General features: G+C 61.1%; 23 protein-coding genes. 17 read left to right on the forward strand and 6 right to left on the reverse strand.

What is annotated here, in order from left to right; translation table 11 throughout:
* The first annotated feature begins 326 nt into the window (after window positions 1-326).
* The 4 genes from ppsA to ACP92_RS10945 all read left to right on the forward strand — a co-directional run bounded on the left by ppsA (window position 327) and on the right by ACP92_RS10945 (window position 5,588).
* Window positions 327-2,681, forward strand: a complete 2,355-nt coding sequence (gene ppsA, locus ACP92_RS10930) for a phosphoenolpyruvate synthase (protein ID WP_048348537.1) — start codon at window positions 327-329, stop codon at window positions 2,679-2,681.
* A 143-nt stretch (window positions 2,682-2,824) separates the two neighbouring features.
* On the forward strand, window positions 2,825-3,259 hold the full coding sequence (locus ACP92_RS10935; RefSeq protein WP_041310641.1) for an NfeD family protein: 435 nt from the start codon (window positions 2,825-2,827) through the stop codon (window positions 3,257-3,259).
* A 55-nt stretch (window positions 3,260-3,314) separates the two neighbouring features.
* Complete coding sequence (locus ACP92_RS10940) at window positions 3,315-4,226, forward strand: SPFH domain-containing protein (RefSeq protein ID WP_013234175.1); 912 nt, start codon at window positions 3,315-3,317, stop codon at window positions 4,224-4,226.
* A gap of 6 nt (window positions 4,227-4,232) precedes the next feature.
* The gene (locus ACP92_RS10945) at window positions 4,233-5,588 is read left to right on the forward strand and encodes a serine hydrolase domain-containing protein (RefSeq protein WP_013234176.1); all 1,356 of its coding nucleotides are present in this window, start codon (window positions 4,233-4,235) and stop codon (window positions 5,586-5,588) included.
* 97 nt (window positions 5,589-5,685) lie between these two features.
* Here the strand turns inward: ACP92_RS10945 and ACP92_RS10950 are convergent, their stop codons facing one another.
* Window positions 5,686-7,107, reverse strand: a complete 1,422-nt coding sequence (locus ACP92_RS10950) for an ATP-binding protein (RefSeq protein WP_013234177.1) — start codon at window positions 7,105-7,107, stop codon at window positions 5,686-5,688.
* Window position 7,108: 1 nt separating this feature from the next.
* Window positions 7,109-7,798, reverse strand: coding sequence for a response regulator transcription factor (locus ACP92_RS10955; protein ID WP_013234178.1), 690 nt, complete (start codon window positions 7,796-7,798; stop codon window positions 7,109-7,111).
* 317 nt (window positions 7,799-8,115) lie between these two features.
* Between ACP92_RS10955 and ACP92_RS10960 the strand changes: the two genes are divergently transcribed.
* On the forward strand, window positions 8,116-9,702 hold the full coding sequence (locus tag ACP92_RS10960; protein ID WP_013234179.1) for a tetratricopeptide repeat protein: 1,587 nt from the start codon (window positions 8,116-8,118) through the stop codon (window positions 9,700-9,702).
* 52 nt (window positions 9,703-9,754) lie between these two features.
* Here ACP92_RS10960 and smpB read toward each other — a convergent pair whose 3' ends face one another.
* On the reverse strand, window positions 9,755-10,204 hold the full coding sequence (gene smpB, locus ACP92_RS10965) for an SsrA-binding protein SmpB (RefSeq protein ID WP_013234180.1): 450 nt from the start codon (window positions 10,202-10,204) through the stop codon (window positions 9,755-9,757).
* Between the two features lie 67 nt (window positions 10,205-10,271).
* Here smpB and ACP92_RS10970 point away from each other — a divergent pair, with 67 nt between their 5' ends.
* The 4 genes from ACP92_RS10970 (at window position 10,272) to guaA (ending at window position 14,307) form a co-directional block, all read left to right on the forward strand.
* Complete coding sequence (locus tag ACP92_RS10970) at window positions 10,272-10,703, forward strand: type II toxin-antitoxin system RatA family toxin (protein ID WP_013234181.1); 432 nt, start codon at window positions 10,272-10,274, stop codon at window positions 10,701-10,703.
* Window positions 10,696-11,001 carry an RnfH family protein gene (locus ACP92_RS10975; RefSeq protein WP_013234182.1) on the forward strand — a complete coding sequence of 102 codons (306 nt, stop codon included), beginning with the start codon at window positions 10,696-10,698 and terminating at the stop codon, window positions 10,999-11,001. The genes ACP92_RS10970 and ACP92_RS10975 overlap by 8 nt, the downstream gene beginning before the upstream one ends.
* A gap of 130 nt (window positions 11,002-11,131) precedes the next feature.
* Window positions 11,132-12,601, forward strand: coding sequence for an IMP dehydrogenase (gene guaB / locus ACP92_RS10980; RefSeq protein ID WP_013234183.1), 1,470 nt, complete (start codon window positions 11,132-11,134; stop codon window positions 12,599-12,601).
* Between the two features lie 113 nt (window positions 12,602-12,714).
* Complete coding sequence (gene guaA / locus ACP92_RS10985; RefSeq protein WP_013234184.1) at window positions 12,715-14,307, forward strand: glutamine-hydrolyzing GMP synthase; 1,593 nt, start codon at window positions 12,715-12,717, stop codon at window positions 14,305-14,307.
* 193 nt (window positions 14,308-14,500) lie between these two features.
* Here the strand turns inward: guaA and ACP92_RS24265 are convergent, their stop codons facing one another.
* Window positions 14,501-16,543: an acyltransferase family protein gene (locus ACP92_RS24265; protein WP_013234185.1), complete on the reverse strand. Its 2,043-nt coding sequence runs from the start codon at window positions 16,541-16,543 to the stop codon at window positions 14,501-14,503.
* A gap of 209 nt (window positions 16,544-16,752) precedes the next feature.
* On the reverse strand, window positions 16,753-17,157 hold the full coding sequence (locus tag ACP92_RS10990; RefSeq protein ID WP_013234186.1) for a cupin domain-containing protein: 405 nt from the start codon (window positions 17,155-17,157) through the stop codon (window positions 16,753-16,755).
* Window positions 17,158-17,292: 135 nt separating this feature from the next.
* Here ACP92_RS10990 and ACP92_RS10995 point away from each other — a divergent pair, with 135 nt between their 5' ends.
* From ACP92_RS10995 to ldcA, 5 genes are all read left to right on the forward strand, one after another.
* Window positions 17,293-18,207 (forward strand): DUF72 domain-containing protein, encoded by a 915-nt coding sequence (locus ACP92_RS10995; RefSeq protein ID WP_013234187.1) that lies wholly within the window; start codon window positions 17,293-17,295, stop codon window positions 18,205-18,207.
* A 143-nt stretch (window positions 18,208-18,350) separates the two neighbouring features.
* Window positions 18,351-18,986: a 7-carboxy-7-deazaguanine synthase gene (gene queE / locus ACP92_RS11000; RefSeq protein WP_041311775.1), complete on the forward strand. Its 636-nt coding sequence runs from the start codon at window positions 18,351-18,353 to the stop codon at window positions 18,984-18,986.
* A gap of 93 nt (window positions 18,987-19,079) precedes the next feature.
* Window positions 19,080-19,526 carry a 6-carboxytetrahydropterin synthase QueD gene (gene queD, locus ACP92_RS11005; RefSeq protein WP_013234189.1) on the forward strand — a complete coding sequence of 149 codons (447 nt, stop codon included), beginning with the start codon at window positions 19,080-19,082 and terminating at the stop codon, window positions 19,524-19,526.
* Window positions 19,526-20,083: a tRNA adenosine(34) deaminase TadA gene (tadA, locus tag ACP92_RS11010; RefSeq protein ID WP_013234190.1), complete on the forward strand. Its 558-nt coding sequence runs from the start codon at window positions 19,526-19,528 to the stop codon at window positions 20,081-20,083. Before queD ends, tadA begins: the two co-directional genes overlap by 1 nt.
* Window positions 20,080-21,084: a muramoyltetrapeptide carboxypeptidase gene (ldcA, locus tag ACP92_RS11015; RefSeq protein ID WP_041310644.1), complete on the forward strand. Its 1,005-nt coding sequence runs from the start codon at window positions 20,080-20,082 to the stop codon at window positions 21,082-21,084. Before tadA ends, ldcA begins: the two co-directional genes overlap by 4 nt.
* Before the next feature lie 21 nt (window positions 21,085-21,105).
* On the opposite strand, the gene ACP92_RS11020 is transcribed toward ldcA, so the two are convergent.
* On the reverse strand, window positions 21,106-21,678 hold the full coding sequence (locus tag ACP92_RS11020; protein WP_041310647.1) for a DUF1439 domain-containing protein: 573 nt from the start codon (window positions 21,676-21,678) through the stop codon (window positions 21,106-21,108).
* 244 nt (window positions 21,679-21,922) lie between these two features.
* Here ACP92_RS11020 and ACP92_RS11025 point away from each other — a divergent pair, with 244 nt between their 5' ends.
* The 3 genes from ACP92_RS11025 to nadC are packed head-to-tail and all read left to right on the forward strand — an operon-like array spanning window position 21,923 to window position 25,600.
* The gene (locus ACP92_RS11025; RefSeq protein ID WP_013234193.1) at window positions 21,923-23,521 is read left to right on the forward strand and encodes an ABC-F family ATPase; all 1,599 of its coding nucleotides are present in this window, start codon (window positions 21,923-21,925) and stop codon (window positions 23,519-23,521) included.
* 37 nt (window positions 23,522-23,558) lie between these two features.
* Entirely contained in the window at window positions 23,559-24,698 is a 1,140-nt protein-coding gene (gene nadA / locus ACP92_RS11030; RefSeq protein ID WP_013234194.1) for a quinolinate synthase NadA, read from the forward strand.
* Entirely contained in the window at window positions 24,695-25,600 is a 906-nt protein-coding gene (gene nadC, locus ACP92_RS11035; RefSeq protein WP_013234195.1) for a carboxylating nicotinate-nucleotide diphosphorylase, read from the forward strand. The genes nadA and nadC overlap by 4 nt, the downstream gene beginning before the upstream one ends.
* The last annotated feature ends 113 nt before the right edge of the window (window positions 25,601-25,713 follow it).

Raw genomic sequence — 25,713 nt, forward strand, 5'->3', positions numbered from 1 at the left:
AACGAACAAAAATGATTTCACGCGGTACAATGCCTAGCAACTTTTCGAGTAGCCCATCCTGATGACCGTCATTCGCCTGCGCAATTTGACCGAGTTCCTGATGATGTTTGCCCTGGCAAACGTCCTCGGCGCCTGCGCGCGTCTGTTGATGTCTCTGGGCACTTCCTCGAAGCCGCACCTGCCGCCGCACCCGTCGCAGAATAACAAAAATATGCCGACCCATGCCGCGCCCGCGAAGATTTCTTATCATCAAGCTAGGGGTAGTCATGTCCAACGCAGCAAACACCCAGGGGGCGGTATACGTAGCCTCCTTTGAAACTCTTCGCATGACGGACGTCGAGTCCGTCGGTGGCAAAAACGCATCGCTGGGAGAGATGATTTCCCAGTTGGCCGGCGCGGGCGTGCGCGTGCCGGGCGGCTTTGCCACGACTGCGCAAGCTTTCCGCGATTTCCTGGAGCACAGCGCCGATGGCGGCCCGACCCTGGCCGCCCGCATTGCCAAGCGCCTCGAAGGCCTGGATATCGATGACGTGCGTTCGCTGGCGCAAGCCGGCGCCGAGATCCGTCAATGGATCATCGATACTCCGTTCCAGCCGCGCCTGGACCAGGAGATCCGTGCCTTCTACGACAAGCTGGTGGCCGATTCGACCGCCGAGATGTCCTTCGCCGTGCGCTCTTCCGCGACCGCAGAAGACCTGCCCGATGCATCCTTTGCTGGTCAGCAGGAAACCTTCCTGAACGTGGTCGGCATCGACAACGTGCTCGAAGCGATGAAGCACGTCTTCGCCTCGCTCTACAACGACCGCGCCATCTCCTATCGCGTCCACAAAGGCTTCACCCACGCTGAAGTGGCCCTGTCGGCCGGCGTGCAGCGCATGGTGCGCTCCGACGTCGGTGCGGCTGGCGTGATGTTCACCATCGATACCGAATCCGGCTTCAAGGATGTGGTTTTCATCACCTCCAGCTATGGCCTGGGTGAAACCGTGGTGCAGGGCGCCGTCAACCCGGACGAATACTACGTCCACAAGCCCATGCTGGAACTGGGCAAGCAACCGGTGATCCGCCGCAACCTGGGTTCCAAGCTGATCAAGATGGAATTTACTGGCGAAGCCAAGGCGGGCCGCTCGGTCAAGACCGTGGACGTGCCGGTGGAACTGCGCAACCGTTATTCCCTGACCGACGCCGAAGTGGTGGAACTGGCCAAGTACGCCACCATCATCGAGAAGCACTACCAGCGTCCGATGGACATCGAATGGGGCAAGGACGGCCGCGACGGCAAGCTCTACATCCTGCAGGCCCGTCCGGAAACCGTGAAGTCGCAGCAGAAGGCGACCGACGCCCAGCAACGCTTCAAGCTCAAGAGCTCCGGCACCGTGCTGGCCACCGGCCGCGCCATCGGCCAGAAGATCGGCGCCGGCCCGGTGCGCGTGATCACTGATCCGGCCGAAATGGAACGTGTGCAGCCCGGCGACGTGCTGGTAGCTGACATGACCGATCCCAACTGGGAGCCGGTGATGAAGCGCGCCTCGGCCATCGTCACCAATCGTGGCGGTCGTACCTGCCACGCCGCCATCATCGCCCGTGAACTGGGTGTGCCGGCGGTGGTCGGCTGCGGCGACGCTACCGATGTGTTGAAGGATGGCACGCTGGTGACCGTGTCCTGCGCCGAAGGCGATGAAGGCAAGATCTATGACGGCCTGCTGGAAACCGAAGTGACCGAAGTGGCCCGTGGCGAACTGCCCCCGATCCCGCTGAAGGTGATGATGAACGTGGGTAACCCGCAACTGGCCTTCGACTTCCAGTCGATTCCCAATGGCGGTGTCGGCCTGGCGCGTCTGGAATTCATCATCAACAACAACATCGGCGTGCACCCCAAGGCCATCCTGGAATACCCGAACATCGACGCCGACCTGAAGAAGGCCGTCGAATCGGTGGCCCGCGGCCATGCCTCGCCCAAGGCCTTCTACGTCGACAAGTTGGCCGAAGGCATCGCCACCATCGCCGCCGCCTTCTGGCCCAAGCCGGTGATCGTGCGCCTGTCGGACTTCAAGTCCAACGAGTACAAGAAGCTGATCGGCGGTTCGCGCTACGAGCCGGACGAAGAAAACCCGATGCTGGGCTTCCGTGGCGCCGCGCGCTACCTGGCCGACGACTTCGCCGAAGCCTTCCAGATGGAATGCCAGGCCATGAAGCGCGTGCGGGAAGACATGGGCCTGACCAACGTCGAGGTGATGGTGCCCTTCGTGCGTACCCTGGGCCAGGCCGAGAAGGTCATCGGGCTCCTGGGCAAGTATGGTCTCAAGCGCGGCGAGAACGGTCTGCGCGTCATCATGATGTGCGAAGTGCCTTCCAACGCCATCCTGGCCGAGCAGTTCCTGGAGCACTTCGACGGCTTCTCCATCGGTTCCAACGACCTGACCCAGCTGACCCTGGGCCTGGACCGCGATTCCGGCATGGAGCTGCTGGCGGCCGACTTCGACGAGCGCGATCCGGCGCTGCAGGCCTTGCTGTCCAAGGTCATCGCCACCTGCCGCGAAAAGGGCAAGTACGTCGGTATCTGCGGCCAGGGTCCCTCGGATCACCCGGACTTCGCCGAATGGCTGATGGAGCAGGGCATCGAGTCGATCTCGCTGAACCCTGATACGGTCATCGACACCTGGCAGCAACTGGCCAAGAAGTGAGGGTGAGGTAAGCCTTACTCTCAACGAGTAAAACCGTCAAAAGAAGTCGAAGGCGCGGGCAGAAATGTCCGCGCCTTTGTTTTTGCCTCCCTCAGCTGCGGTAGACTGATGCCGTTTGCAGCTTTCTTCATGGGGAATCAATGATGACGGACTGGGCTATCTGGCTGGTGCTGGCCGGCGGCTTGCTGGGTGCCGAACTCTTCACCGGCACTTTTTACCTGCTCATGATCGCGCTGGGCCTGGTGGCCGGCGCCGTGGCGGCGTGGTGCGGGCTGGTGCTGGAGTGGCAGTTGCTGGTGGCCGCCGTGGTCGGTGTGGCCGCCGTGCTGGGCTTGCGCAGCAGTCCCTATGGCCGCCTGCGCCAGAGCAACTCCAACGACGACCCCAGTCTCTTGCTGGATATCGGCCAGAGCATCGAGGTGACGGCCTGGCAAGCCCATGGCACGCAATACCTCGCCCGCGTGCCGTATCGCGGCGCGCAATGGGATGTCGAGCTGCTGCCGGGACATCACGCGCTACCCGGCAGCTACGTCATCCGCGAAATACGCGGCAGCCGCCTGCTGGTGGCGCCGCGCTGATTCGCACCGTCCTTGTCCTTGTTCTCTTCCCCCCTCTCGTTTTCAGGAGCATTCCATGCTGGGTAGCGTTACTCTGGTCATTTTCTTCCTCGCCATCGTCTTCGTCGTGCAGACGGTCAAGGTGGTCCCGCAACAGCATGCCTGGGTGGTGGAGCGCCTGGGCAAGTACCACGCCACACTGGCGCCGGGCTTGAACATCGTGGTTCCCTTCATCGATCGCGTGGCCTACAAGCACATCCTCAAGGAAATCCCGCTGGACGTGCCCCCGCAGGTCTGCATCACCAAGGACAATACGCAGTTGCAGGTGGACGGCATCCTCTATTTCCAGATCACCGATCCGATGCGCGCCTCCTACGGTTCTTCCAACTACATCGCTGCCATCACCCAGCTGGCCCAGACCACGCTGCGCTCGGTGATCGGCAAGATGGAACTGGACAAGACCTTCGAGGAACGCGACCACATCAACACCGCCATCGTCAGCGCCATCGACGAGTCGGCCGAGAACTGGGGCGTGAAGGTGCTGCGCTACGAGATCAAGGACCTGACGCCGCCCAAGGAAATCCTGCACGCCATGCAGGCCCAGATTACCGCCGAGCGTGAGAAGCGCGCCCTCATCGCCGCCTCCGAAGGCCGCAAGCAGGAACAGATCAATATCGCCACCGGTGAGCGCGAAGCCGCCATCGCCCGCTCCGAGGGTGAGAAGCAGGCCTCCATCAATGGCGCCGAAGGTCAGGCTGCCGCCATCCTCGCCATCGCCGAGGCCAGCGCCGAAGCCATCCGCAAGACCGCTGCCGCCATCCAGCAACCGGGCGGGGAGGACGCGGTCAACCTGAAGGTGGCCGAGCAGTATGTGGATGCATTCGGCAAGCTGGCCAAGACCAACAACTCCATCATCGTCCCGGCCAATCTCTCGGACATGAGCGGATTGATCGCCTCGGCCCTGCAAGTGATCAAGCAACAGAAGTAAGACAGGATGCAGCGCTTTCCTTATGCTGCGGCGCCGGTCGCTGCGCGCCGCCGTTCCCTGCTGGCGGCCGCGCTGGCAGCCGTCATGCTGCTACCGGGTTGCCCCACACGGGCCCAGGAAACGGCCCCGTCTCCCCTGCAGGGGCTGGAAGCCCGCGTCGATGCACAGATGGGACGCCTGCTGGCCGCCTACCCGATACCCGGCGCCAGCATCGCGATTGCCTACCAGGGGCGCCTGGTCTACCAGCGTGGTTATGGCATGGCGGTTACCGAAACGCAGACGCCGGTGACGCCGCAGACGCGGTTCCGTATCGGCAGCATTTCCAAGTCCGTGACGGCCATGGCGATGCTCAAGCTGTTCGAGGGTGAATTGCCAGAGGCGCTGGAGCGCAGGGTGTTTGGTCCAGACGGTCTGTTGCCGGACACAGCCTATCCGGATTTTGCCCAGCCGCTTGACCGGCGCGCGCTGAAGATCACCCTGCGCGACCTGTTGCAACATACCGCCGGCTGGGGCGACAGTGACTACGAGCCGCTTGACGACCTGCGCCATATCGCCGAGGTGATGAAGGTCAAGTCGCCGGCGTCGGCAAAGGATGTGATTGCCTACGTGCTCAAGCAACGTTTGCTGGATGCCGCGCCTGGTACCGAATTCTTCTACGACAATTTTGCCTATGTCGTGTTGGGCCGCATCATCGAGCAGCGTTCCGGTCTGCCGTATGCGCAAGCCGTACAGGCGCTGGTCTGGCATCCTGCTGGCGTCAGCGATGCCGCCATCGCAGCCGACGGTCGTGCCGGACGGGCCGCCGGGGAGGCGGTCTACTATGACGATGCGCGCTGGCCAACGGTCCCTGTTGGCGAAGGCGAGGGCGCTGCCGCCCCTCAATCCTATGGCGTCCATCATTTCTCCAGCATGGACGCAACGGCCGGCTGGATCGCCAGCGCCGCCGATCTGGTGCAGTTCGTCGATGCGGCGCAGGGGCGCAACCGGCCCGGTTTGCTCCAGCCGCAGACCGTGGCGTTGATGAAGCAGCGTCATCCACGCATGCCTGATAACCCTTATGGATTGGGGTGGGTGCTGACCCGAACCGGCGGCGTAGACATCATCTCGCACAGCGGTGCGCTGCCCGCCGGCAGTTATGCTTACCTGCAATCGCGCGCCGATGGCTGGTCCTGGGCGGTATTGTTCAACCGCATGCCCGTGGCCTATCCGCCCGAGCAGGATGTGGAGGGGCTGCAGGCCTTTCAGGCTGCGGTGCAGCGCGGCCTGATGGCGGCCATCGTGCAGCCGCCGGCAGTGCCGGTCGAGCCTGCTCCTGATGCTGATTCTGCTCCTGCTCCTGACCCTACTCCTGGTCCCGGATAGCGCCTTTGGCTTTGGTCTGTCGTCACAACAAGCCCCGTCCTGCCTGCTGCAGCACGGGGCTTGTTGATGGTGGCGTCGCCTTACTGGCAGTGGAGGATCAGCTCTCTACGGTATCTCCCCGCGCAGGTTCATCCGCCATGAAGGGCAAGGTGATGTCGACCCGCAAGCCGCCATTGCTGCGGTTGGCCGCCTGGATGAAACCCTGGTGGGCTTCGACGATGCGCCGGGCGATCGACAGTCCCAGCCCGTGACCGGAGCTGTTGCTCTTGGTGCGACTGCTGCGGAAGAACAGTTCGAAGATACTGTTCATCTCTTCTTCCGGCACGCCCGGCCCCCGGTCGAGAATGGACAGGTGCAGCAGCTTGTTGATCTCGTCGAGCTGGGTGTGGATCTGTACCGTGGTCCCCGGCGCGGTGTGCTTGATGGCGTTGCGCAGCACGTTTTCGATGGCGCGGTAGAGCAGCTCCGGATTGCCCTTGACCTGCACCCTGCAGTCGAGTTGATCGTCCACATGCTTGCCGATGGCCTCGGCTTCGAAGCTGGCGTCGTTGATCATGTCGCCCAGCATGGCTTCGATGGCGATCGGTTCTTCCATCGAGCCTGGCACGTTGGCTTCCAGGCGCGAGAGCGTCAGCAGTTCGCCGACCAGCTTGTCCATGCGCACGCTTTCGCGCTCGATGCGTTCCAGGGTCAGGTCCAGCTTGTCCTTGTCCTGTACCCGCGCCAGCCCGATGGCCACCTGCAGGCGTGCAATCGGCGAGCGCAGTTCGTGGGAGACATCGTGCAGCAGCCGCCGTTGGCTTTCCATCAGGGTGCGCAGCTTGGCCGTCATGACGTCGAAGTCACGGCCCAGGTCGGCCAGTTCATCGTTGCGCGCGCTCATGACCGGCTCCAGCTCCAGGTCAAGGTTGCCATTGGCAGCCTGGTTGAAGGCATTCTTGAGATGGCCGATGGGGTGCGAGAAATACCACGCCAGCAGCAAGGCAAACACCAGGCTGGCCAATAGCGCGACGACGATGGGCATGGTCGGGAAGAACATGGACTTGGGTCCGCGCTCACCGATCCGGTGGGGTTCTCGCGCACCTCCGGGAGGACCGCCCGGGCCGAACTCGTCATTGGGCGCGGGGATGAACATCAGGTAACTGTGGCCATTGGGGGCCTTGACCCGTTCCACCACCCGGCGCTCGCGCTCGGTAGCCAGGATGTGCTTGGCTTGTTCCACCAGTTTTGGCGACACCTCGCGGCCCATCAGGTCCTTGTTGTCTTCGTCTAGGGCATAGAGCTGCAGCCGATGCGGCCGACCCTCGTTGATCAGGCTGCGCAGCGCTTCGGTGCCGCCGAACTGCAGGGTGGCGGCCGCCGAGCGGATCATGAAGGAGGCTGGCGGGCTGAGGTCGATTTCCGAGTTGCGATTGCTGCGTTCGAGGTTTTCGACCCAGAACAGCACGCCCACGCCAAAGGTGGCGGTGATCTGGGCGATGGCGATAAAGAAGAAGAACTTCCAGAATAACCGGCCCACTTTATTCCTTGATGAACTGGTAGCCGAGTCGGTAGACGGTCTGGATGCAGCTCTTGTCGCTGCCCAGGGCGGCGATCTTCTGGCGGATGCTGGAGAGGTGGACGTCGATGTTGCGGTCAAAGCGCGCCAGCGGCCGGCCCAGGCCCTGTTCGGACAGGTGTTGCTTGCTGACCGGCTTGCCGGCATTGCGCGCCAGCACCTCCAGCAGGTTGAATTCGCTGCTGGTCAGTTCCAGCGGCTTGCCATTCCAGGTGGCGCGGCGCTGTTCCGGCCACATCGACAGTGCGCCTACGGCCAGCGGCGAGTAGGGCGATTGCTCGTTATTCTCGGCCGAGGCGCGGCGCAGGATGGCGCGGATGCGCGCAGCGATCTCGCGCGGCGAGCAGGGCTTGGGAACATAATCGTCAGCGCCCAGTTCAAGGCCAATGATACGGTCGGTGTCATCGCCCTTGGCCGTCAGCATCACCACCGGCATACTGCTCTTGGCGCGGATGCGGCGCAGGGTGTCGACACCGTTCAGGCGCGGCATCATCACGTCCAGCACGGCGATGGCGTATTGGCCGGTCAGCGCTTCGGCGGCGCCTGCTTCGCCATCGTAGGCGACATTGACTTCGAATTTTTCCTGCTCCAGGTATTCCTTGAGCATGTCGACGAGTTCCACATCATCATCGATCAAAAGCACTTTAGACATTGCTGCATTCCATTCTCGAATTGCCCCGCACACATGCCGCCGGGCGTCGGCAGCCGGTAATATGCCGTAAAAGGATTTGCAGAAGTGTTGCCAAGCTTCTTTACAATTGCATCTTTACAATCATTTACTGCGGGGCCGCAGAACAGCCAGGCCCTTGCCAGTGTCCTGCACGGCAGGATTCCAAGCCACGTTGGCAAGAGCGCCTTTGCAGAACTTTACTCCCCTTTGCCAGCCGCGCGTCAACTTAACACGGAACGGCCATCCCGGCGCCGGCGCAGAGCAGGGCGCTACCGGTAGCCCATGTTAAGCTGCCGGCCATGAATTCCCCCGATCCTGCCACCTTGGCCCGTCTGATGGGCCTGATGTGCGACGCCATCGCGCTGCGCGGCGCCCAGCAAGCCGAGGCCGCCCTGGCGGCGCTGGACCAGGCTCTGGCCCTGGACCCGTCATTTCTTCCCTTGTACATGCAGCGTGCGGACCTGCTGCAGGAAATGGGCGCCTTGCCCGAGGCCATTGCCGCCTGCGCTGCCTGTCTGGACCTGGCGCCGGACTATGACGAGGCGAGGGCGCTGCATCGCAGCCTGCTGCAGCGCTGGGCGACCCAGTGCGAATTGCAGACGGCGGACGAGGGGGCGTCAGGCAGCGCGGCGCTCATCGACCTGGCGCGCGCCCGTCTGCAACTGGATCAGCCCCTGCCAGCCTTGGCGGCAGTGGAGCGCGCGCTGGCATCGGGCCAGGCCGGCCTGGCGCTGCACGCCTTGCATGCCGACATCCTGTTGCGGCTCAATCGTCATGAGGAGGCGCTGGAATGCTATCCCCCAGCCGCTGACGAGGACCAGGCCCGCGCCCTGCACGCCTTCAACATGGCCGACATCCTGCGCCGCATGGGACGCATCGAGCAGGCCCAGGCAGCCTTTGAGCAAGCCTTGCGATGGCATCCTGATTTCCCCGAGGCTGAGGTGGGCCGCGCCCACATGCTGCTGAGCCAGCAACACTACGCAGAGGGGTGGCGCGCCCACGAAGCGCGTTTCGGCATCGCCGAACTGGCCCGGCGTGGCATCGACAGCCCGCGTCCACGCTGGCGGGCCGGGGAGCCGGTGCGCGGCAAGCGCGTCCTGCTCTGGGCCGAGCAAGGGCAGGGCGATACCCTGCAGTTTGCCCGCTATATCCCGCTGGTGGCGCAGCAGGCGGCCGAGGTGAGCCTGTGCGCCCCGGCGTCCTTGCTGGCCGTGCTGGCGCCTTGCTTGCCCCAGGTGCGATGCATGGCCAATCCCGGCGAAGCGCCGGACCATGACCTGCACGCTTCCCTGTTGAGCCTGCCCTTGCTGCTGGGCCTGCCCGATCCACGTCAGGGACCACCATCGCCCTATCTGGCAGCCCAGCCGCAGCGGGTACAGCAGTGGCAGGCCTATCTGTCGGCCTTGTGGCCAGCCATGCCGCGCCGTCCGCGGCTCGGGATTGCCTGGGCTGGCCGGCAGTACGCCACGGTGCATCACAGTCGCGATATCCCGCTCGATGCACTCGCGCCGCTTTGGACGCTGCCCGCTGACTTCGTCAGCCTGCAGGTCGAGGTGCCTGCCGGTGACCAGGCCGCTCATGCGACCTTGGCGCAGCGCTTGCATACGCCGACGCTGGTCGACTGGGCCGATACGGCGGCCTTGCTCTGCGCGCTGGACCTGGTGATCAGCGTGGATACCGCTGTCGTGCATCTGGCCGGCGCGCTGGGCGTGCCTTGCCTCTTGCCCTTGCGGTATGACGGAGAGTGGCGCTGGGGTGTCAAAGGCAGCCAGACGCCCTGGTATCCCTCGCTGCAACTGCTGCGTCAGCGGGAGCGGGGCCAGTGGGGTCCGGTCGTTGAAGAGATGCTTGCCGTCTGCACCCAGCGATTGCTGCAGCCGAAATGAAAACGGCTGCCAGTGGCAGCCGTGGTGGGGGGGCAGGGCGGGTGACGGGGCGTCAGCGGCGATGCTGCTTCATCGCCGTCTGGATCTCGCGCTGGCTGTCGCGCTGCTTTTCGGTCTCGCGCTTGTCGTGCTGTTTCTTGCCCTTGGCCAGACCGATATCGCACTTGATGCGGCCCTTGTTGTAATGCAGGTTCAGCGGCACCAGCGTATAGCCGGAGCGCTCGACCTTGCCGATCAGCTTGCTGATTTCGGCAGCATTCAGGAGCAGCTTGCGGGTGCGGGTGGTTTCGGGGTGGACGTGCGTGGAGGTGCTGGTCAGCGCACTGATGTGGCAGCCGAACAGATAGACTTCGCCATTGCGCACGATCACATAGGCTTCCTTCAATTGCACGCGGCCAGCGCGGATCGACTTGACTTCCCAACCTTGCAAGACGAGGCCGGCTTCGAATCGCTCTTCGATGAAGTAATCGAAAAAGGCCTTTTTGTTATCAATAATGCTCATCTAAATAAAAATTCGTCTCGTCGGTTAAAATTGTGCCTTTGCGATTTTATCAAACGGATCACCCTCGATGGCAGTCGTTCACAAAACCGTCCTGATCAACTATAGCGCGGAGCAGATGTTCAACCTGGTCGACAAGGTTGAGGATTATCCTGAATTCCTGCCCTGGTGCGGCGGTGTCGAGGTCTCCGAGCGCAGCGATGAGAGCCTGACGGCCAAGATCAAGATCAACTACCACGGCCTGAAGCAATCCTTCAGCACCCAGAACACCAATGTGCGTCCCACCAGCATGACCATGCGCCTGGTGGAAGGGCCGTTCAAGCATTTCGAAGGGCGCTGGACCTTCAAGCCTTTGCGCGAGGATGCCTGCAAGATCGAATTCGACATGGAATATGAATTTTCCAGCCGCATTCTTGAAGGCGTCATCGGACCGGTCTTCAGCATGATCGCCAACAGCTTCGTCGATTCCTTCTGCAAGCGCGCCGAACAGATATATGGCTGATGTGTCTGTTTTGCAAGTGCAGCTGTGCTACGCAGCGCCCGGCCTGCAGATACTGCGCGACCTGGAAGTCCAGTCGGGCTGCACCATCCAGCAGGCCATCCTGGACAGCGGCCTGCTGCGCCAGCATCCTGCCATCGATTTGTCGGCCTGCAAGGTCGGCATCTTCGGCAAGGTCAAGCCGCTCGAGACCCCCTTGCGCCAGCGCGACCGTATCGAAATCTACCGCCCCCTGATCGCCGATCCCAAACAATCGCGCCGTCGTCGCGCCCAGGGGAAGGAGCCGACCACTCAATCTTGAGTGGGGCGGGGCTTGTCGCGATTTCAATCCATCCAGCGTTTTTGCCACGCCTGGATGGATAAACGCAAGCAGGGCAAGACGCAAGTTCAAGTTTTCTGTATAATTCGCTTTTGCGCCTATAGGAAATACTATGCGTCTTCTCCAAAAAGCACTCACGTTCGATGATGTGCTGCTCGTTCCGGCCTTCTCGGACATCCTCCCCAAAGATACTTCCCTGACCACGCGCCTGACGCGCAACATCTCGCTGAACATTCCGCTGGTCTCGGCGGCGATGGACACCGTGACTGAAGCCCGCCTGGCCATTGCCATGGCGCAAGAAGGCGGCATCGGCATCATCCACAAGAACCTGACGCCCAAGGAACAGGCGCGCGAGGTTTCCAAGGTCAAACGTTTCGAGTCCGGCGTGGTCCGCGACCCGATCACCATCCCCCCCACCATGAAGATCCGTGATGTCATCGCGCTGTCCAAGCAGCATGGCATTTCCGGCTTCCCGGTGGTTGAAGGCAAGGCGCTGGTGGGCATCATCACCAACCGCGACCTGCGCTTCGAAGAAGAACTGGACGCAGAAGTCCGCGCCAAGATGACCCCGCGCGAGAAGCTGGTCTACGTCAAGGAAAACGGCTCCAGCGCCGATCCCGAAGAAGCCAAGCGCCTGATGAACAAGCACCGCTTGGAGCGCGTGATGGTCGTCAACGATGCGTTTGAGCTGCGCGGCCTGATCACCGTCAAGGATATCGAGAAATCCACCGAACACCCCTTCGCCTGCAAGGACGTGCACGGCAAGCTGCGCGTGGGCGCGGCCGTCGGCGTCGGCCCGGACAATGACGAACGCATCGAGCTGCTGGTCGCCGCTGGCGTGGACGTGATCGTGGTCGACACCGCCCATGGCCACTCCGCTGGCGTGCTCAACCGCGTCAAGTGGGTCAAGACCAAGTATCCGCACGTCGAAGTCATCGGCGGCAATATCGCTACCGCCGCAGCCGCCAAGGCACTGGTCGAGCATGGCGCCGATGCGGTCAAGGTCGGTATCGGCCCTGGCTCCATCTGCACCACCCGTATCGTCGCCGGCGTAGGCGTGCCGCAGATCTCGGCCATCGCCAACGTCGCCGAAGCCCTGAAGGGTACCGGCGTGCCAGTGATTGCCGATGGCGGTATCCGTTTCTCGGGCGACGTCGCCAAGGCGCTGGCCGCCGGCGCCTCGGCCGTGATGATGGGCAGCATGTTCGCCGGCACCGAAGAAGCGCCGGGCGAAGTGATCCTGTACCAGGGCCGCAGCTACAAGTCCTATCGCGGCATGGGTTCGCTGGGTGCGATGGCGGACGGTTCGGCCGACCGCTACTTCCAGGACGGCGACAACACCGCTGACAAGTTCGTGCCGGAAGGCATTGAAGGCCGCGTCGCTTACAAGGGCTCGGTAGTGGCGATCCTGTACCAGCTGGTGGGCGGCGTGCGCTCCTCCATGGGTTACTGCGGTTGCGCCTCCATCGACGACTTCCGCGAGCGCGCCGAGTTCGTCGAGATCACCGCGGCCGGCATGCGTGAATCGCATGTCCACGACGTGCAGATCACCAAGGAAGCCCCGAACTACCGCGCCGACTGATCCTCGATGCGCCACAGCCCGACAGTCCATCGGCGTCATGCCAGGCTGTCGGGCTGTTGATCTTTTCAGAAGTCCATTTTCAACGTAGCTAACGTAGCCAGACCTCACTGCCCATGTCCACGCATTCGCATTCGAAAATCCTGATCCTCGACTTCGGTTCCCAGGTGACCCAGCTCATCGCTCGCCGCGTGCGCGAAGCCGGTGTGTTTTCCGAGGTATTCCCGCATGATGTGACCGACGAATTCGTGCGCAACTATGGCGCAGCTGGCGTCATCCTCTCCGGCGGCCCCAACAGCGTCACCGAAGGCGACACCCCGCGCGCTCCGCAAGCGGTCTTCGAACTGGGCGTGCCGGTGCTGGGCATCTGCTACGGCATGCAGACCATGGCTGAGCAACTGGGAGGCAAGGTCGACAACGGCCACCTGCGCGAATTCGGCTACGCCGAAGTGCGCGCCCACGGTCACACCAAGCTGCTGGACAACATCAGCGACTTCACCAACGCCCAAGGCCACGGCATGCTGAAGGTCTGGATGAGCCACGGCGACAAGGTCAACGAAATGCCCGCCGGCTTCAAGCTGATGGCCTCCACCGGCAACTGTCCGATCGCCGGCATGGCCGACGAAGAGCGTCGTTTCTATGGCGTGCAATTCCACCCCGAAGTGACCCATACCGTGCAAGGCAAGGCCATGCTGGGCCGCTTCGTGCACGAGATCTGCGGTTGCCAGTCGGACTGGAACATGCCGGACTACATCGCCGAAGCCGTCGAGATGATCCGCCAGCAAGTGGGCAGCGATGAAGTCATCCTTGGCCTGTCGGGCGGTGTGGACAGCAGCGTGGCAGCGGCCCTGATCCACCGCGCCATCGGTGACCAACTGACCTGCGTGTTCGTCGACCACGGCCTGCTGCGCCTGGATGAAGGCAAGATGGTCATGGAGATGTTTGCCAAGAACCTGGGCGTGAAGGTGATCCACGTGGACGCCACCGCGCAGTTCATGGGCCACCTGGCTGGCGTGACCGATCCGGAAGCCAAGCGCAAGATCATCGGCCGCGAGTTCGTCGAAGTGTTCCAGGCCGAATCAGCCAAGCTGACCAGCGCCAAGTGGCTGGCCCAGGGCACCATCTATCCGGACGTGATCGAAAGCGCCGGCAAGGGCAAGAAGACCGCGCACACCATCAAGAGCCACCACAACGTCGGCGGCCTGCCGGAAACGCTGAACCTGAAGCTCTTGGAGCCGCTGCGCGAACTGTTCAAGGACGAGGTGCGCGAATTGGGTGTGGCGCTGGGCCTGCCGCCGGAAATGGTCTACCGTCATCCGTTCCCGGGTCCGGGCCTGGGTGTGCGCATCCTCGGTGAAGTGAAGAAGGAATACGCCGACCTGTTGCGTCGTGCGGATGCGATCTTCATCGAAGAACTGCGCAATACCAAGGATGAAGATGGCCAGACCTGGTACGAAAAGACCAGCCAGGCGTTTGCCGTGTTCCTGCCGGTGAAGTCGGTGGGCGTCATGGGCGACGGCCGCACCTACGAATACGTGGTGGCGCTGCGTGCGGTGCAGACCCAGGACTTCATGACGGCGCATTGGGCGCATCTGCCGCATGAGCTGCTGGGGCGGGTGTCCAACCGCATCATCAATGAGGTGCGGGGCTTGAACCGGGTGGTGTATGACATTTCGGGGAAGCCGCCGGCGACCATCGAGTGGGAATGATCGCGCCTGTGTGACCGATAGCGGATGGCGAGAAAGCGCCTAAGATTCGCATGATGTAACTGCACCCCAAACCGTTGGATTCCGATCCGACTTTTGGGGTGTTTTGTAATGCTCAAGCAGACCCTACTGGGTTAAGCAACGGGGACTTCTCGGTCAGTGTTCTTGTATTGATCAGAAATGATGGCGTAAATAACTAATGCCACGTAAGAAATTCATCTATAAAGCTTGCCCTATATCTTACATACTGCGGACGCAAATGAGATCTATCTTTGTAGATGGGTTCACCTTCATCATCCAAGCTCGAACATTTGGTAGCGTTGCATAAAAAGTCCATAGGATTTACCACGTCCGCTCCAGCGGCCCGCGCGATCTGCTCTAAATCCTTTTGTATTTTTCCATATCTTTCATCAATATCTTTTCTATTCAATCCTCTCTCTTTCAGATTAATTACATGTGGGAAATGCTTGAGGTTGCGCGTAATCATAAATTTGGGATCAAGTTCATCTCCGATTGGGATGTTTAAAATGAAATAAACTTTTTTCCCTAAATACTTTAGTTCTCTTATATATCTGGCCAAGCGGTTTAAGGCTGCGGAATAGTCCTTGCCTGCAGTTCCAAAACTTCCTCTTAATCCATATCCGTCTGATAAATAGCTATTCCATTGGGCGCCTATAACGACGCTTGCTACGCTTGCATTAGTTTTGGCATAGTTGAGCGCGGTTTCCATTAAGTTGGCACAACTCATATGAGCCTCGTCATATGGAGAGCCAGGAATGGCAAGGCAGCCACCTCCAGTTGCAAAAACTACGCTATTGCTGTTGTTCGGCTTGGTCGAAATTAACTCATCGGTGCGGACGTAGTATTGCTCAATATTCGAATCGCCGATAAACAATGTGATTTCATCCATGTTCGAATTTTGGCGGTAGAAGGTTCTGTTTTCAAAATTGAAAGCGGTTAGTTTTCCGGGATACTGCCACTCACCGGCTGCCCTGGAAATTCTGGTGATATCTGGGGACATTCTGGACTCCCATCCATTAGCCGCAAATGTCCTGTAGCCGACAGCCCCCACGAGGGCCATCAGGCCTATAAGCGCAGTTACTGTGATTTTTGTGTTGGCGTTATTTCCTGTGCGTATAGGGCGCTCAACAATCTCATACGTAAGCCAGGCGAGAATGATAGCAAGGGCTATCGCTCCTACGCGCAATGGATAGCTTGGCAATTCATTCTCGACTATCCTTGCAAAAGAAAGTACAGGCCAATGCCACAGGTAAAGTGGGAAGCTAATCAGTCCAAACCACACCAGAATTTTGTTGGAAAGCAAGGTGCGATTAACCCAGGCTGCCGGCCCGGCGGCAATAATTAATATGGTGCCTAGAATGGGAACCAATGCCCACACCCCAGGGAACGCCAGTTCTTTATTGATTCGCCAGAAGCCGTACAGCACTATGCACAAGCCAGTGATGGACGAGACGTCGATTAAAAATTTTCCGTCAGACTTCCGCTTTTCGCTATATATAAGCTGAAGTATCCACGTACCTAATCTGGGCCTAAGTTCGATTGTTGTGTGTTGCTTATAAAGCGTGAACCATGCCAACAAGGTGCCGCTTAGCAGTTCCCAAAATCGTGACTGGGGTAGATAAAAAGCGGCTGTCGCATCTTTATTAATTCCTTTAATATTTGCAGCAAAAGAAGCTAAGGCGACAATAATGGTGATTGTTAAGAGGTTGAATTTCCGTCGCCAGGAAAAAAATAATAACATCGGCCATAAAATATAAAATTGTTCCTCAATACCTAAACTCCACAAGTGTAACAAGGGCTTGGTTTCAGCGCTATTGTCGAAATAGCCGGACTCATCTCTCAAAAGAAAGTTCGAAACAAAGCCGGCGCCACCTGCAATATGTTTGCCTAGCTGCTTATATTCGTCCGTTAGCAGAACGAACCAACCCACAACAAAGCATGTGCTTAATACGAGAAGAAGGGCAGGAAAAATGCGTCTTACGCGGCGAGCGTAGAATTCCGTAAAAGTAAAGGTGCCTCTGTCCAGATTCTCAAAAATGATGGTTGAGATAAGGTATCCGGAGATAACAAAGAAAACATCTACTCCGATAAATCCACCTCTAACGAAATTGGGGAAGCCGTGAAAGCTCACTACTGCTAACACCGCGATAGCCCTTAAACCATCAATGTCTGAGCGATATTTCGAGTGTGAAAGTGCGGGGCGTTGAAGGATGCTCATAAATTGTAAATACGTTTTTAGCCTAGAACAGGGTCACATATGCGCAATGATCACACCTAAGGCATATTTTAATTACGCGAAATTATATAGTTGCCGGAATTGTCCGGCAACGCAGTGCCACCTCAGCTGATTGGACTTGAAAGGACTGGTCTGATGACTGATTCATCGGACTTGGATGTCTTGCGCTTCGCCGAAGGTTGATATTTCCTCTATTCGCGGTCAGCACGATCGGTTTGGTTCGATGAGATTTTCCCCGTGACAATCACGTAGTGCTTTCGTAACGCCTCCACCACCTCGAACACCCCCTTGAACCCAGCCGGAATCACCATCGCATCGCCTGGTCCCGCCTCGGCCGCATGGCCTTGCTCATCAATGACCCGGCAACGGCCTTCCAGCACATAGAAATACTCATCCTTGTTCTGCGCGAAGGCAATGCGCCAGCTGCCTCTTTCGCAGGCCCAGATACCGGCGCTGACTTCGCCGCTGGCGCTGGTGAAGTGGTTCCAGGTAGTGCGCAGGGGATTGCCGTCCAGCCGACGCTCTTCACGCGGATGGTCGAATTCGGGCGTGGGCGAGCTGAGACGGAATTGGGTAATGGCATGCGTAGTGGTCATGGCGGCAAGGCAGGGTGGAACGGTCGTTTTTAAGGGCAGCAGTGTAACAGTTGCCGCGTCGCTGCTGTCGCGCTGGCTGGCACCAAGCAGGCTGCCTTCAGTCACACACAAATGTGTGTGAACAAGGAGACAGGCATGGGCAAGATCTGGATCGGCATTTCGGGCTGGCGCTACGCCCCTTGGCGCGGCAGTTTCTACCCCAAGGGCTTGCGCCAGGATGATGAGCTGCACTATGCGTCAAGGGTACTGCCCAGCATCGAGCTCAACGGTTCCTTCTACGCCTTGCAACGCCCCGAAAGCTATCAGCGCTGGTATGAGCAGACGCCACCCGGCTTTCTCTTCAGCCACAAGGGCAATCGCTTCATCACCCACACCCGGCGCCTGCAGGACATCGATGGCGCCCTGGCCAACGTGTTCGCCTCCGGTGTATTCAATCTGAAGGAAAAACTCGGGCCTTTCCTGTGGCAGTTCCCGCCCAGCTTCCGCTATGAGCCGGAGTCGCTGGAACACTTCCTGAGCCTGCTACCGCACGATACCGAAGCGGCCATGGCCCTGGCGCAAGGGCACGAGCCGCGCATGCAGGGCAGGGTGGCGCTGGAGGTCGACAAGAAGCGCAAGCTGCGCCACGCCATGGAAATCCGCCATGACAGTTTCGTGGACGAGTCTTTCATCCAGCTGCTGCGCAAGTACCAGGTGGCCTTGGTGATCGCGGATGCGCCCAAGAAATGGCCTTACCAGGAAGACGTCACGGCCGATTTCATGTACCTGCGCCTGCACGGCGACAAGCGCCTGTACCAGAGCGGCTACAGCGATGAGGCCATCGACGCCTGGGCCGAGCGCATCCGCGCCTGGGCCGCAGGCGGTCAGCCGGAGCAGGGGCCGCGCATTTCGGCGGCCGCCCCGCGCAAGCGCGCCAGCCGGGATGTGTACTGCTATTTTGATAATGATATGAAGGTCAAGGCCCCCTTCGACGCCCGCCGGCTGATCGAGCGCCTGGGATTGAAGCTGGAGCTGCCGCCGCCGGGCTTGATGCTCGATGAGGATCAATGAGCTCATGATCGGCCCCGACCGGCTATAATACGCCCCCTGGACGCCAGCGAAATCGGCTGCAATATCAGTGACTTAGTCATGGATTCACGCTGGCGTTGTCCGACCCCTTCTGTTTGTGGCTGCCCGGCCGGCCATTCCTTATCGTGACTTACAGCATCAAAGAAATCTTCTATACCTTGCAGGGCGAGGGCGCTCATGCCGGTCGTCCGGCAGTGTTTTGCCGTTTTTCGGGCTGCAACCTGTGGACCGGACGCGAGGAAGACCGCGTACGCGCCATCTGCCAGTTCTGCGACACCGACTTTGTCGGGACCGATGGCGAAAACGGCGGCAAATTCAAGTCTCCCGCCGAACTGGCCGCCAAGATCGACAGCCTCTGGCCCGCCCGCTATGCGCCCAGCAAGTATGTGGTCTTCACCGGCGGCGAACCTTTGCTGCAACTGGATGCCGCCTTGATCGAGGCAATGCACGCGGTGGGCTTTGAAATCGCCATCGAGACCAACGGCACCATCGACGTGCCGGATGGCGTGGACTGGATCTGTGTGAGCCCCAAGATGGGCTCGGAACTGAAGGTCCGGCGCGGCAGTGAACTCAAAGTCGTGGTGCCGCAGCCCGGCCAGCCGCTGGATGAGTATGAAAAGCTGGACTTCCAGCACTTCCTGCTGCAACCCATGGACGGCTTGCAGGCGGCTGCCAATACCCGTCTGGCCATCGAGATGGTCAAGAACAATCCCAAGTGGAAGCTGAGCATCCAGACCCACAAGCTGCTCAATATCCCCTGAATTTTCCTTCATGCGGCCATCTGCCGTGTGATTACAATAGCCTCACCCGCCCGCTGCACAGCTGATGCAGCGGGCTTCTCTGAAGAAACATCCATGCTGACCATCACCCGCAAACTCGAATTCGACGCCGGCCACCGTATCCCTGACCACAAGAGCCAGTGCCGCAACCTGCACGGCCACCGCTATACGCTGGAAATCACCCTGACCGGCGCGGTCATCGACATCGAGGGCAATTCCGACAATGGCATGATCATGGATTTCTCCGACATCAAGGCGCTGGCCAAGGAGCACCTGGTCGATGTCTGGGACCACGCCTTCCTGGTCTATGAAAAGGACACGCCCGTGCGCGACTTCCTGGCCAGCCTGCCGGGCCACAAGACGGTCATCATCGGCAGCATCCCGACCGTGGAAAACCTGGCCCGCGAAGCTTTCGCCATCCTCAAGGCGGCCTACAAGGACCGCTATGGCACCGGCCTGCACCTGCAAAAGCTGGTGCTGCATGAAACGCCCAATTGCTGGGCCGAGATCACGGCAGACTGATGGACGCGCCTTGCACTGTGCCATCCGCATCATCGGCGGCTGGCGAGGCCGATCTGCTGCACATGCGCGCCGCGCTGGAGCAGGCCCGGCATGCCTGGGCGCTGGGCGAGGTGCCGGTGGGGGCGGTGGTGGTCAAGGATGGCGTCGTCATCGCCACCGGCTTCAACCAGCCCATCGGCAAGCATGACCCCACCGCGCATGCCGAGATCATGGCCTTGCGCCGCGCAGCGGAAATCCTGGGCAACTATCGCTTGCCGGGTTGTGAACTGTATGTGACGCTGGAGCCTTGCGTGATGTGTTCCGGCGCCATGATGCATGCGCGCCTGGCGCGGGTGGTGTTTGGCGCCGCCGATCCCAAGACCGGCGCCTGCGGTTCGGTGCTCAACCTGTTCGAGCAGGACCAGTTGAATCATCACACGGCCCTGCTGGGCGGCGTCATGGCCGAGGAGTGCGGACAATTGTTGAAGGATTTCTTTGCCATGCGGCGCGAGCAGCTCAAGCAGCAACGTCTGCAAGCTGCCGCCGGCGAGGGCAGTCAGGAAAATGGAGCAGCATGATGACAGCAGGTCGTGAACTTCTGGATGGTCTGGTTCCGCCCGGCACCGGCGTAGCCATCGTGGCGCCCTGCGGTCACGCCGGCGTTGACCCCGAGCGGGTGCCGCGCGGCGTGGCGCTGCTGGAGTCGCTGGGTTGCCGGGTGCGCAACTTCTATGATCATCAGCAGCGCTACCAGCGCTTCGGCGCGACCGATGAGCAGCGCGCTGCACAGTTGATGGAAGCCGCCGCCGATCCAGACGTGGAGGTGATCCTCGGCCTGCGCGGCTCCTACGGCATGAGCCGCATCCTTCCCACGCTGGATATCCCCGCCCTGGCGGCCAGCGGCAAGCTGCTGGTGGGGTATAGCGACTTTACCGCCCTGCAATGCGCCTTGCTGGCGCATGGCGGCCAGGGTGGTTTCCAGGGGCCGATGCTGTGCGGAGACTTCGGTGCGGAAACGCCGGATTGGCAGGCCCTGGCCTGCTTCTGGAAGACGTTGACCTCGCCCCAGGTGACGGTGCGCAACTACAGTGGGCCGGATGGCATGGACCGCGCCCCCATCGGCGACCGTCGTACCGATCCGGCCAGCCCCGTGGTGCGCTGCGAGGGCAAGCTGTGGGGCGGCAACCTGGCGATGATGGCGCACATGGTGGGCCATCCGCAGTTTGCCCCGGTCGAGGGCGGCATCCTGTTCCTGGAAGATGTGAACGAGCATCCCTTCCGGGTCGAGCGCATGATCTTGCAATTGCATCAGGCAGGTGTACTGGCCAGGCAGCGCGCCATCTTGCTGGGCGACTTCTCGGGCTATCGCCTGGCCGAGATCGACAACGGCTACGATTTCACCCAGATGCTGGCCTTCCTGCGCCAGCACATCGCCACGCCCATCGTCACCGGCCTGCCGTTCGGCCACGTGCGCGACCTGGTCACCTTGCCCATCGGCGCACATGCAGTGCTGGATGCGCAGGGCGCGGATGGCTTTACGCTGACCCTGTCGGATTATCCGACCCTGACCCGCCGCTGAACCGGACGAGGGCCAGGACGGTCATTTTTCCTTGATCTCGACCTTCACCGCATCCTGCTCGACGGTGATCTTGCCCGGTTCGAAGCGCTTGCCGTTCATCTGCAGCTGTTCCGGCTTGAAGGTATAGAGCGCATAGTCGCGCAGGAACTGGTCAGCTGCCGCGTTGCCCAAGGCGGTCAGTTGCTGTGCGTACTGTGGCGGCAGGTCGCTGCTGTCGACCTTGTCCACCTTGGGCGCATCCAGTCGCAGCGAACGTGTGGCCGGGTCGTATTTGAAAGCGCTGCTCAGCGTCAGCACGGCATTGACCGGACGCTGCAACAGCAAGGGATTGGCGATCTGCGCATCGACCACCGTATTCATGCGATTGTCGGCAGGCAGCATGCCCAGGCGCGGATTGCTCAGTGTGACGTCGAAGATGTCCATGTAGCGCAGCTTGCGCGGGAACTGCGGCGCAATGGCGCTCTGCAGTTGCTGCCTGGACACGGTGTATTCGTTGGTCCAGATGTTGTAGCCGCTGTCGGCGGCCTGGCCCAGGGCGGGGATCAGGGCGACGCCGGAGAGGCAGAGCGCGACAGGGAAGAGGGCTCGCTTCATGCTTGCAGTGTCCAGAGTGTCAAAGTGGATAGGAGCCCCGGCCGGGGCGAAAAATCCCGGGCAATTGTAAGCGCCAGCCGCGCCGGCAGCACAGCCGGCATGGGTTATTGACAAGTTTTAGCGGCCTGCCGACGGCGCAAAGCGAGCCGTGGCGGGCTCGGAGTGGTAAAATCCGCCGTTTCGCGTGCCACGGCATCGGCTTCGTTCTGCGCACGCAAGTTACATTTTTGAAAAGGTTTTCGCAGTGCTATCCACCGCAAACATCACCATGCAGTTCGGCGCCAAGCCGTTGTTCGAGAACATTTCCGTCAAGTTCGGCGATGGCAATCGCTACGGCCTGATCGGCGCCAATGGCTGCGGCAAGTCCACCTTCATGAAGATCCTCGGCGGCGACCTCGAGCCCTCGGCTGGCAACGTCAGCCTGGACGTGAACGAGCGTCTGGGTAAATTGCGCCAGGACCAGTTCGCCTATGAAGAAATGCGCGTGCTGGATGTGGTCATGATGGGTCACGTCGAGATGTGGGCCGCCATGTCCGAGCGCGACGCCATCTACGCCAATCCCGACGCCACCGACGACGACTACATGAAGGCGGCCGACCTGGAAGCCAAGTTCGCCGAATACGACGGCTACACCGCCGAGGCACGTGCCGGCGAACTGCTGCTGGGCGTAGGCGTGCCCATCGAACAGCACAATGGTCCCATGAGCAATGTCGCGCCCGGCTGGAAGCTGCGCGTGCTGCTGGCGCAGGCGCTGTTCTCCAACCCGGACATCCTGCTGCTGGACGAACCGACCAACAACCTGGACATCAACACCATCCGCTGGCTGGAAGAAGTGCTCAACGAGCGCAATTCCACCATGATCATCATTTCCCACGATCGCCACTTCCTGAACCAGGTCTGCACCCACATGGCCGACATGGATTACGGCACGCTGAAGATCTATCCGGGCAACTACGACGACTACATGCTGGCCTCTTCGCAAGCGCGCGCCCAGCAGCTGGCCGCCAATGCCAAGGCCAAGGAAAAGGTCGCCGAACTGCAGGACTTCGTGCGCCGCTTCTCGGCCAACAAGTCCAAGGCCCGCCAGGCCACTTCGCGCGCCAAGCAGATCGACAAGATCAAGGTCGAGGACATCAAGCCGTCTTCCCGCGTGAATCCCTTCATCCGCTTCGAAGGTGAGAAGAAGCTGCACCGCCTGGCCGTGGAAACCCAGGGCATCACCAAGACCTACGACCGCGACATCTTCAAGAACTTCAGCATCATGGTCGAAGCCGGCGAGAAGATCGCCATCATCGGCGCCAACGGCGCCGGTAAGACCACCTTGCTGCGCAGCATCGGCGGCGACGTCACCGGCTTGCATCCCGATGGCGGTCTGGTGAAGTGGGCCGAAAACGCCAACGTCGGCTACATGCCGCAGGATCCGACCGAAGAATTCGCTGGCGGCGAAACCCTGACCGACTGGATGGGCAAGTGGACCCAGGAAGGCGACGATGACCAGGCCGTGCGCGGCATCCTGGGCCGTCTGCTGTTCTCGGGCGATGATGTGAAGAAGTCGGTGAAGGTGCTCTCCGGTGGCGAAAAGGGCCGCATGATGTACGGCAAGCTGATGCTGGGCCGCCACAACGTGCTGCTGATGGATGAACCGACCAACCACATGGACATGGAATCCATCGAGTCGCTCAACATCGCGCTGGAAAAGTACGCCGGCACCCTGATCTTCGTCTCGCACGACCGTGAATTCGTGTCTTCGCTGGCCACCCGCATCCTCGAAGTGAAGGATGGTCAAGTGATCGACTTCCAGGGCGGCTATGAAGACTACCTGGCCAGCCAGGGCATCGAATAATCCCGCTAACCGCATCAGCACAGCATTGTTGACCGCCATGCAAGCAACAGCAACCAAGGTCGTCGAATTCGAGCGACCGCAAATGGAGACCGGCGGCAGTTGTACCGCCAATGCGTGGGCCAAGGTACCGGCCACGCCCAGCCCCGAGGAACGCGCGCAGTTGAAGGCGCGCATCCGCCAACTGCTCAAGGAAAAGCAGGCGGTGCTGGTGGCGCACTACTACGTCGATGGAGATCTGCAGGACCTGGCCGAGGAAACCGGCGGCTGTGTCTCCGATTCGCTGGAAATGGCCCGCTTCGGCCGTGACCACGCCGCCCAGACCCTGGTGGTGGCCGGTGTGCGCTTCATGGGCGAGACCGCCAAGATCCTGAGCCCCGAAAAGCGCATCCTCATGCCCGACCTGGAGGCGACCTGTTCGCTCGACCTGGGATGCCCGGCAGACGAATTCGCCGCCTTCTGCGACCAGCATCCGGACCGCACCGTGGTGGTCTACGCCAACACCAGCGCCGCCGTGAAGGCGCGCGCCGACTGGATGGTGACCTCTGGCATCGGCCTGGAGATCGTCCAGCACCTGCATGCCCAGGGCAAGAAGATCCTGTGGGCGCCCGACAAGCACCTGGGCAGCTACATCCAGAAGCAGACCGGGGCCGATATGCTGCTGTGGCAGGGTTCCTGCCTGGTGCATGACGAGTTCAAGGGCGTGGAACTGGAACTGATGCGCGCCGAGCATCCGGACGCACTGGTGCTGGTGCACCCGGAGTCGCCCGAGGCGGTAGTGGCCCAGGCCGACGTGATCGGTTCGACTTCCCAGCTGATCGCCGCCGTGCAGGCCTCCGACGCCCCGGCCTTCATCGTCGCCACCGACAACGGCATCCTGCACAAGATGCGTGCCGCCGCACCTGGCAAGCGCTTCATCGATGCCCCGACTGCCGGCAACAGCGCCACCTGCAAGAGCTGCGCCCATTGCCCGTGGATGGCCATGAACGGCCTGCAGAATCTCTTGCACGTGCTGGAGACCGGCGCCAATGAGATCCATGTCGATCCCGCAGTCGGCAAGCAGGCGGTGGTCTGCATCGATCGCATGCTGGACTTCGCCGCCCAGCGCAAGGCCAAGGTCCGCCCCTCGGCGCGCCTTGAAGACGAACAGCAACTGTTTGCAGGAATCGGTCCCGCATGACGCTCCACGCCCTCAAATCCGCCTCGACCATTGCCGCCAGCAATCTGCGCAATCCTTTCGGGCCTTTCGATGCCGCTCTGCATGCGGCCTTCGACGCCAACGTCAACCAGGCCATCGCCGAAGACGTGGGCGACTGCGACTACACCGGCCTGCTGGTTCCCGAGAGTGAATTCGTCAAGGCCCGCGTGATCGTGCGCGAAGCCGCCGTGCTGTGTGGCGCGCCCTGGTTCGAGGCGGTCATGACCCGTCTCGATCCGCGCCTGCAGGTCAGCTGGCGTTACGCTGAAGGCGAACGCATGGCCGCCGATAGCGAGGTCTGCACCATCGAGGGCCCGGCTCGCGCCTTGTTGACCGCTGAACGCGGGGCCCTCAATTTCCTGCAATTGCTTTCTGGCGTGGCCAGCGCCACCCGCCGTTACGTGGACGTGGTGCAGGGCACCCGCGCCTCCATCCTCGATACCCGCAAGACCTTGCCCGGCCTGCGCCTGGCGCAGAAGTATGCGGTCCGGGTGGGCGGAGGCGTCAACCAGCGCCTGGCGCTGTACGATGGCATCCTGATCAAGGAAAACCACATTGCCGCCGCTGGCGGTATCACCGCCGCCGTGGCGGCCGCCCTCAAGCTCAACGCCGGTGTCAGCATCCAGGTCGAGGTGGAGAGCATCGACGAACTCAAGGAAGCCTTGCAGGCCGGCGCGCGTTCCATCCTGCTGGACAATTTCTCGCTGGAGATGATGCGTGAAGCCGTCACCGTCAACGCCGGCCGCGCCTTGCTGGAAGCCTCCGGCGGGATCAACATGCAGACCGTGCGCGCCATTGCCGAGACCGGCGTGGACCGTATCTCCATCGGCAGCCTGACCAAGGACGTCCAGGCCACCGACTTTTCGCTGCGCGTGGTCGGCTAAGGCTTCCTGCTGCGGCGCTGCGCCTGAAGCCCGGCCTGTTTTGCAGGACGGGCTTTGCTTTATGGCCTGCTAGAATGTCGCCCAATCCTTCCTCCTACCCAACCGGCAATCAA

The sequence above is a fragment of the Herbaspirillum seropedicae genome, assembly GCF_001040945.1.
Classification (GTDB): Bacteria; Pseudomonadota; Gammaproteobacteria; order Burkholderiales; family Burkholderiaceae_D; genus Herbaspirillum; species Herbaspirillum seropedicae.

Bases quoted from the DNA above. Each gene is read 5' to 3' on its own strand.
- guaB (WP_013234183.1), top strand. From the start codon at position 11,132: ATGCGTCTTCTCCAAAAAGCACTCACGTTCGATGATGTGCTGCTCGTT.
- tadA (WP_013234190.1), top strand. From the start codon at position 19,526: ATGGACGCGCCTTGCACTGTGCCATCCGCATCATCGGCGGCTGGCGAG.
- ACP92_RS10960 (WP_013234179.1), top strand. From the start codon at position 8,116: ATGAATTCCCCCGATCCTGCCACCTTGGCCCGTCTGATGGGCCTGATG.
- ACP92_RS10955 (WP_013234178.1), bottom strand. From the start codon at position 7,798: ATGTCTAAAGTGCTTTTGATCGATGATGATGTGGAACTCGTCGACATG.
- ACP92_RS10945 (WP_013234176.1), top strand. From the start codon at position 4,233: ATGCAGCGCTTTCCTTATGCTGCGGCGCCGGTCGCTGCGCGCCGCCGT.
- ACP92_RS10995 (WP_013234187.1), top strand. From the start codon at position 17,293: ATGGGCAAGATCTGGATCGGCATTTCGGGCTGGCGCTACGCCCCTTGG.
- smpB (WP_013234180.1), bottom strand. From the start codon at position 10,204: ATGAGCATTATTGATAACAAAAAGGCCTTTTTCGATTACTTCATCGAA.
- ppsA (WP_048348537.1), top strand. From the start codon at position 327: ATGACGGACGTCGAGTCCGTCGGTGGCAAAAACGCATCGCTGGGAGAG.
- ldcA (WP_041310644.1), top strand. From the start codon at position 20,080: ATGATGACAGCAGGTCGTGAACTTCTGGATGGTCTGGTTCCGCCCGGC.
- nadC (WP_013234195.1), top strand. From the start codon at position 24,695: ATGACGCTCCACGCCCTCAAATCCGCCTCGACCATTGCCGCCAGCAAT.
- ACP92_RS10970 (WP_013234181.1), top strand. From the start codon at position 10,272: ATGGCAGTCGTTCACAAAACCGTCCTGATCAACTATAGCGCGGAGCAG.
- ACP92_RS10990 (WP_013234186.1), bottom strand. From the start codon at position 17,157: ATGACCACTACGCATGCCATTACCCAATTCCGTCTCAGCTCGCCCACG.
- nadA (WP_013234194.1), top strand. From the start codon at position 23,559: ATGCAAGCAACAGCAACCAAGGTCGTCGAATTCGAGCGACCGCAAATG.
- ACP92_RS24265 (WP_013234185.1), bottom strand. From the start codon at position 16,543: ATGAGCATCCTTCAACGCCCCGCACTTTCACACTCGAAATATCGCTCA.
- ACP92_RS10940 (WP_013234175.1), top strand. From the start codon at position 3,315: ATGCTGGGTAGCGTTACTCTGGTCATTTTCTTCCTCGCCATCGTCTTC.
- queD (WP_013234189.1), top strand. From the start codon at position 19,080: ATGCTGACCATCACCCGCAAACTCGAATTCGACGCCGGCCACCGTATC.
- ACP92_RS10935 (WP_041310641.1), top strand. From the start codon at position 2,825: ATGACGGACTGGGCTATCTGGCTGGTGCTGGCCGGCGGCTTGCTGGGT.
- guaA (WP_013234184.1), top strand. From the start codon at position 12,715: ATGTCCACGCATTCGCATTCGAAAATCCTGATCCTCGACTTCGGTTCC.
- ACP92_RS10975 (WP_013234182.1), top strand. From the start codon at position 10,696: ATGGCTGATGTGTCTGTTTTGCAAGTGCAGCTGTGCTACGCAGCGCCC.
- ACP92_RS11020 (WP_041310647.1), bottom strand. From the start codon at position 21,678: ATGAAGCGAGCCCTCTTCCCTGTCGCGCTCTGCCTCTCCGGCGTCGCC.